The organism is Gemmobacter megaterium (genome assembly GCF_900156815.1).
Taxonomy (GTDB): Bacteria; Pseudomonadota; Alphaproteobacteria; order Rhodobacterales; family Rhodobacteraceae; genus Wagnerdoeblera; species Wagnerdoeblera megaterium.
On record NZ_FTOT01000029.1, the window covers coordinates 1 to 5,237 of the forward strand.

General features: G+C 60.6%; 7 protein-coding genes and 1 pseudogene. 1 reads left to right on the plus strand and 7 read right to left on the minus strand.

Annotated features, from left to right (window positions below):
• Positions 1 to 303: 303 nt before the first annotated feature.
• The 3 genes and pseudogenes from BW970_RS20005 to BW970_RS21200 form a co-directional block, all read right to left on the minus strand.
• Positions 304 to 885 carry an SLATT domain-containing protein gene (locus BW970_RS20005; protein ID WP_076534695.1) on the minus strand — a complete coding sequence of 194 codons (582 nt, stop codon included), beginning with the start codon at positions 883 to 885 and terminating at the stop codon, positions 304 to 306.
• The gene (locus tag BW970_RS20010) at positions 863 to 1,744 is read right to left on the minus strand and encodes an SMODS domain-containing nucleotidyltransferase (RefSeq protein WP_076534697.1); all 882 of its coding nucleotides are present in this window, start codon (positions 1,742 to 1,744) and stop codon (positions 863 to 865) included. Before BW970_RS20010 ends, BW970_RS20005 begins: the two co-directional genes overlap by 23 nt.
• Before the next feature lie 133 nt (positions 1,745 to 1,877).
• A pseudogene (locus BW970_RS21200) lies at positions 1,878 to 2,045 on the minus strand (integrase core domain-containing protein); the annotation flags it as partial.
• Between the two features lie 405 nt (positions 2,046 to 2,450).
• On the opposite strand from BW970_RS21200, the gene BW970_RS20025 reads away from it, so the two are divergent.
• Complete coding sequence (locus BW970_RS20025; RefSeq protein ID WP_159441487.1) at positions 2,451 to 3,653, plus strand: calcium-binding protein; 1,203 nt, start codon at positions 2,451 to 2,453, stop codon at positions 3,651 to 3,653.
• A gap of 71 nt (positions 3,654 to 3,724) precedes the next feature.
• Here BW970_RS20025 and BW970_RS20030 read toward each other — a convergent pair whose 3' ends face one another.
• The 4 genes from BW970_RS20030 to BW970_RS20860 form a co-directional block, all read right to left on the minus strand.
• Positions 3,725 to 3,919 (minus strand): hypothetical protein, encoded by a 195-nt coding sequence (locus BW970_RS20030; protein WP_076534701.1) that lies wholly within the window; start codon positions 3,917 to 3,919, stop codon positions 3,725 to 3,727.
• 12 nt (positions 3,920 to 3,931) lie between these two features.
• The gene (locus BW970_RS20035; RefSeq protein WP_159441488.1) at positions 3,932 to 4,651 is read right to left on the minus strand and encodes a peptidoglycan recognition protein family protein; all 720 of its coding nucleotides are present in this window, start codon (positions 4,649 to 4,651) and stop codon (positions 3,932 to 3,934) included.
• A gap of 90 nt (positions 4,652 to 4,741) precedes the next feature.
• Positions 4,742 to 5,059 (minus strand): hypothetical protein, encoded by a 318-nt coding sequence (locus BW970_RS20040; RefSeq protein WP_076534705.1) that lies wholly within the window; start codon positions 5,057 to 5,059, stop codon positions 4,742 to 4,744.
• Positions 5,056 to 5,237 (minus strand): hypothetical protein (locus BW970_RS20860; protein ID WP_159441489.1); only part of this gene is annotated, 182 nt, incomplete at its 5' end. The genes BW970_RS20040 and BW970_RS20860, both read right to left, overlap by 4 nt.

The following is a 5,237-nucleotide window of genomic DNA, read 5'->3' on the forward strand; positions in this document are numbered from 1 at the left end:
AAACGGTCACCGCCAAAGCCGCATCGACGACCTGCTCCCGTGGAACTTCAAGCCGTCAAGCTGAAAACCTCGTGGGAGCCAGCTAACGCTTACGATAAACGGCCCATAGGCTACCTTCGTGCAACTTGGGGCGAACGGCTGCTTCGAGCCCTTAGCGGACCGTCGTGCAGGGTGTAGTGCGAAAGACCCTTAGCAGTCGCAGTATTGCGAGTTGTGAGCAGAGACAACCTGCAGCGCGGCAGCACTTCGATTGCAGCAATTGTTGACAGTGCGCTAGTTAGTGCTTTTCACCCATGCTGCCCTCTATGATCGCCGTAGCGATGTAGGGAGCATGTTGTCGATCTCTTTGTCGCTAAACATGAGCTCCTCGTTGTCCTTGAGGCCCTTTTGAGCTGCGGCGTATGCTTTCCCGTCGGTAAACGGGGCGGCGCGATATATCTCATGGAGCTTGGCCTGCAGCTCGTCGCGCTTCTCGCGAATTTGCTCGATCGGCACTTCGTCGTTCAAAACGTCAGTGATCAGGCTGAGGTATGACTCCCGAACGTTCCAGATATCGGACGCTGTTTCCCTGTGACGCTGCGCAAGCGCGCCAGGGTCGAGGTCCTTCTGGTAGGCGTTATAGATCAGGCTGAGGATCGCGAGAGCAGCGGTGGCATACTCGGCATAGTTAAGGAGCCCTGTCTCCGTCTTGAAGACCGCCGCGACCGCTCCGCCAGCAATCAGGGCGGATAGGACGATATTGAACCACTTCGCCAACCACTGATGGTTGGCGTGTCGTTCAGCCATCCTCTCGTGGATTTTATGGGTGTAGGCGCAGCGCCCGTAACACTCGCGCACCTGGCTTTCGAGATGGAAGCGGGGATCAGACTGGGAAGGTTGGGCCAAAGACACTTCTCCATTTCGCGCGTCGCTCGATTGCTACAGAATCGGTCTGCAAGAGGCATGCTTCAACCGCGATGTTGTAGTCGGTGAGCGCTTTCCTCCAGAACACTCCGGTTCTGTACGCCCGTGAGCCGCTGCCGGGCATCAGCCAGAATTGTTGACTTTCATTCTGTTCGTAGAGGTATTTCAAGAAATCGCGGGCCATGAAATCGTGGTAGCCGTAAGATTGCGCCTTGTGAGACCAAGTATCGATAAATTGGTAGGCGAGGGTATCGATCAGGGCCCCGGTCATCGGGACATCATTGTGGTCCTTCCAAACCCTCATCATGCGGCAGAGGGGTTTGAGGTTTCGGTTTACGAGCAGGTTGCGGTTATGGACAGCCTCGATCTCAGCTTTCGGATTGCATGTTTTCCATGAACCGCCGCCGTTAGAATCCGGATAGGTCCAGGTCCCGCCTTTGTTGTCGAAGTATGGGAGGATTTCGAAGGTGACCCCGTCGTCGAATTTGATCACGACGACCTGACCGTCTCCGCCGATGTTGCTGGTTGGGTAAGTTTTCTGAAGGGAGGCTCGTACAGACTGCAGGAGCGCTGATTGTCCGTTGACCTGATAGGCATCGAACTTCGCGTAGAGATCGTACGGGAGGCGGAATCCTACGTCGAGGTCGCTGATGCCCTTTGCTGCGGTATCTCGTCCGTAGGAGCCGACATACAGGCTGTGGGCGGTTTCTGAGTCGGTGTCCCAGAAGTCCTTGTTAAGGCGCGCTGTGATGCGCCGATACCGTCTGCCGATCGATGAGATTAGATCTGTGCCGATGTTGTAGTTGTCCTTGAATGCGTAGAATTCATTGTAAACCCCCATCAGCGGCCCCCTAAAGCCTCGCAGTTAACAGTGACCTGCCACTGGTCTTTCATCCACCCACAACCGGAGCCCGATGGTCATTGATCCGAGCCCCAACCTTGGACCGGCCGTAGGCAGAGTTTTCCGACTTCGCTCAGGGTGACGGGCTGGTGGCGCCCCCTGATTTCGTCAGCATGATCGGGACCTTGTTGCAGATCGCGCCGTGTAGCCGTTCCTCGTTCTAATATCTTCGCCAAGCATCCAATTTCTCAGCCGTATCCGCAAGGGTCAGAAACCAGTGTTGGTTCGGACGTTCTGCCCGAGACTACTGCGCTTCCCGCCAGGGCAAGCCTAGTCCATGCTGCTGGTGCAAACGTCCGCTTAGTCCCGCATAGAAGACCTTGGGGCAGAGCGTCGCGACAGTCGGCATTCCGCCCCATGCTACCGCACGGCCGAACCGTCATCGCAAGTGCTACCCCCCCCCCACCTGGTGAACACGGCCCCCGACAGCCCGAACGCGGCTACGAGAGCCCCGATCAGCACCTCGGTCAACGTACCCAACGCGCGCTTAGCGTCGCGGACGGACGCTTTCAGATTGCCGATGCGGCCATCGGTGAAGCGCACTCCGCCCTGCGCCGGCAGTGAACTGCTTGGACACTGGGGGGCATCCTGCTAGGATCTCATGCATTCGAGCGATCACCGGAACCAGTTTTGCCAGGAGAGCTTCATGACGACATTCACCTTCCAAGGCTACATAGCGACATTCAGTCAAGACGGGTCGGTCTCGCGGCTTCAGAAGGCTTCCATGGATATCGTGGCAGATGGAGCAGATGCCACGCTGCGCTATTCAAGAACCTATACAGGTGGCGTGCCAGACGAGTACATCTATGTCGAAACCGAACTGATGACGCTGCGCATCAACGATACCGTGGTTCCCCTGCACCAGATTCCCAATCTTGATGCAGAAACCGAGCAGCTCTCCTGGAGCGGCGGCGTTTCCAATATTCTTACGGTAGAACTGGGCGGGAACGACACATTCCTGATGCAGATCTCTGGGAACCCGATACCCGAGATGAGCTCTGCGGCCGACATGAACAGCTTCATCGCCTCTGTTCACCGCATTCAGCTGCTGAACTGGGGGTTCTATGGCCCGGGTACCGATATCCCCATCGAACGGATCGGCAACCCGACAATCACCGAGCATGATGTGATCATCGGCGACGAGTTCGCCAACACCCTTACTGGCGGCATTGGCCGGGACCAGATCGACGGTGGCGGCGGGAACGATCTCGTCTATGGCGGCAAGGGCAACGATACCGTGTCTGGCGGCACTGGCCATGACAAGCTCTATGGCGAAGCAGGCGATGACCTGCTCGATGGCGGCCGCGGCAATGACACCATCTGGGGTGGAAAAGGGCGCGATATCATCAATGGTGAAGCGGGCAATGACCAGCTGTATGGCGGTCGCGGCGGCGACCGCCTCGAGGGTGGAAAGGGCCACGACAAGCTCTATGGCGATGCCGGAAATGACACGTTGTTTGGTGGGCGCGGTAACGACAGCCTGTTCGGGGGAGCTGGCAATGATCGGCTTGACGGTGGCGCCGGTCGCAATACCCTGACCGGAGGCGCGGGCGCCGATCATTTCATCTTCAGCTCAGCTGCAAATGCCGGAAAAGGATCGACGCAGGACACGATCACAGATTTCGAACAAGGTATCGACAAGATCGTGTTGGCGTTCGATGCAGATGTGACAAGCGCCGGGAATCAGGCGTTCAACTTCATCGGCAGTTCAAAGTTTTCGGGAGAGGCGGGCGAACTGCGTTTCGCAGCAGGCGTTCTGCGCGGCGACATTGACGGGGATGGAAAGGCAGATTTCACCATCGGCGTCAACGGCCTGACCTCACTTGAGGCATCCGATTTCCTTCTGTAGCCGCCACCAACGACTTGCGAGATAACCCCAGCGCCAGAAGCACATATGGCGCTGGGGTTATCAAATCGTGATTACCTCACCCCCCACCTGGCAAACACGGCCCCCGACAGCCCGAATGCGGCCACGACGGCCCCGATCAGCACCTCGATGTTGATCGTGAGCGTGGTGCCGTCGAAGGCCACGCCCCAGCCGGGGACAAGCGCGATCGCCGTCGCCAGCAGCGGTGACAGGACGTAGAGGACCATGCGGACAAGTACATTGGACATCGGAGGCTCCTTTCAGCCTTGGGGGGCCAGTGCGGCCCAGGTCATCGGCCCGACGATGCCGTCGGGTAGAAGTTCATTGCGGCTCTGAAATTCGACGACCGCGCGCCGGGTCAGCGGGCCAAAGGCGCCGTCTATGCCGGGGCCCCGCAGCAGGCGTTGCAGGTCGCGGACATGCTGGCCCGTTGCGCCCTGGCGCAGGACTGGACGGATCGGATCCGGTGCCACAGGCCGCGAGGACAGAAGCCGCGCAACCTCGGCCCGCAGTTCGTCGCCAATGGCGATGGGATCGCGGGCGCCGGGCCCGCCACGGGGCGGATAGTCGAAATCCCATTTGCCTGCCTGGACCACGCCCAGCGTTGGCTCGACCTCGGCATGGCTCAGCGTGGTGCGTGGCCCCGGCACGATTCCGTAGCGGTCGCAGAGCCGCGCTGTCTCGGCCACCAGGGCATCGACCTGGGCAGGCTTGACCGGATGCGTCCAGGGCACAGCCCCGCCCCAGCCTGCGCCGGCCATGGCACAGATAGCGACGCCGATCGCCCCGGTGTTTAGCCCCCGCGTGTGGGCCGCATAGGTGCCGGGTGTCAGCGCACGGCCGGGTGCGTTGGCGGCGATGGCATGGTGCCCATCTTGGACCTGCCCGTCCCCGTCGATCAGCCGATGGTAGCCGCGGCGATCCTCCGGGCCGGGGCTATAGCCGCCACCGGTATGGTGCCAGACGATGCGGTTCATCATCGTGTTCTCCATATGAAAAAGCCCCGCAGGTGCGGGGCGGTTTGTTAGACGGTTGTTAGACGGAGCCTGTGGGGCGGAATCAGGCACGGGTCAGTCCCAGGGCGCAGCCCATCCTTTGGGTCGCGACAGCATGATCCCGACGCCGTGCAAGGTCAGCAGATCAAGGTCTGTCCCGGCCAGGGCCGCCTTGACCCCTCGTTTCCAGCGGCGGATCACGTCCTCGCGCGGGCTGTAGCCCAGATAGTCGCGCAGGCAGTCGATGATCTGCTGATAGTCTACGGCAAAGCGGTGATCGCCCAGCACGACGATCAGCGCGGCCTGCCCGCGGGTGATCGGCTGGCCGATCTGCATGAAAAAGCCAGCGCAGCGGGCGATCCGCGCGCATGGGTCGGTTGCCTCGTCGATCATGGCAGCGCCTGCACCGCGCCGATCAACGCGGTGCCGTTGTCGGGAATGGCCGTTCCGCGCAGGTCGGTGGCATAGGGGGCGCATCCGGCCTCGATGGTCGGGAGGGGGCTGGCGGCCTTGGGCGTGGGCAGGCCGGCCACCGTCTCCCACAGATCGGCAGGGTCCAGCGCGGCGGGGG

Coding starts and splice junctions, on each gene's coding strand:
- BW970_RS20035 (WP_159441488.1), bottom strand. CDS start 4,651: ATGATGAACCGCATCGTCTGGCACCATACCGGTGGCGGCTATAGCCCC.
- BW970_RS20030 (WP_076534701.1), bottom strand. CDS start 3,919: ATGTCCAATGTACTTGTCCGCATGGTCCTCTACGTCCTGTCACCGCTG.
- BW970_RS20025 (WP_159441487.1), top strand. CDS start 2,451: ATGACGACATTCACCTTCCAAGGCTACATAGCGACATTCAGTCAAGAC.
- BW970_RS20040 (WP_076534705.1), bottom strand. CDS start 5,059: ATGATCGACGAGGCAACCGACCCATGCGCGCGGATCGCCCGCTGCGCT.
- BW970_RS20010 (WP_076534697.1), bottom strand. CDS start 1,744: ATGGGGGTTTACAATGAATTCTACGCATTCAAGGACAACTACAACATC.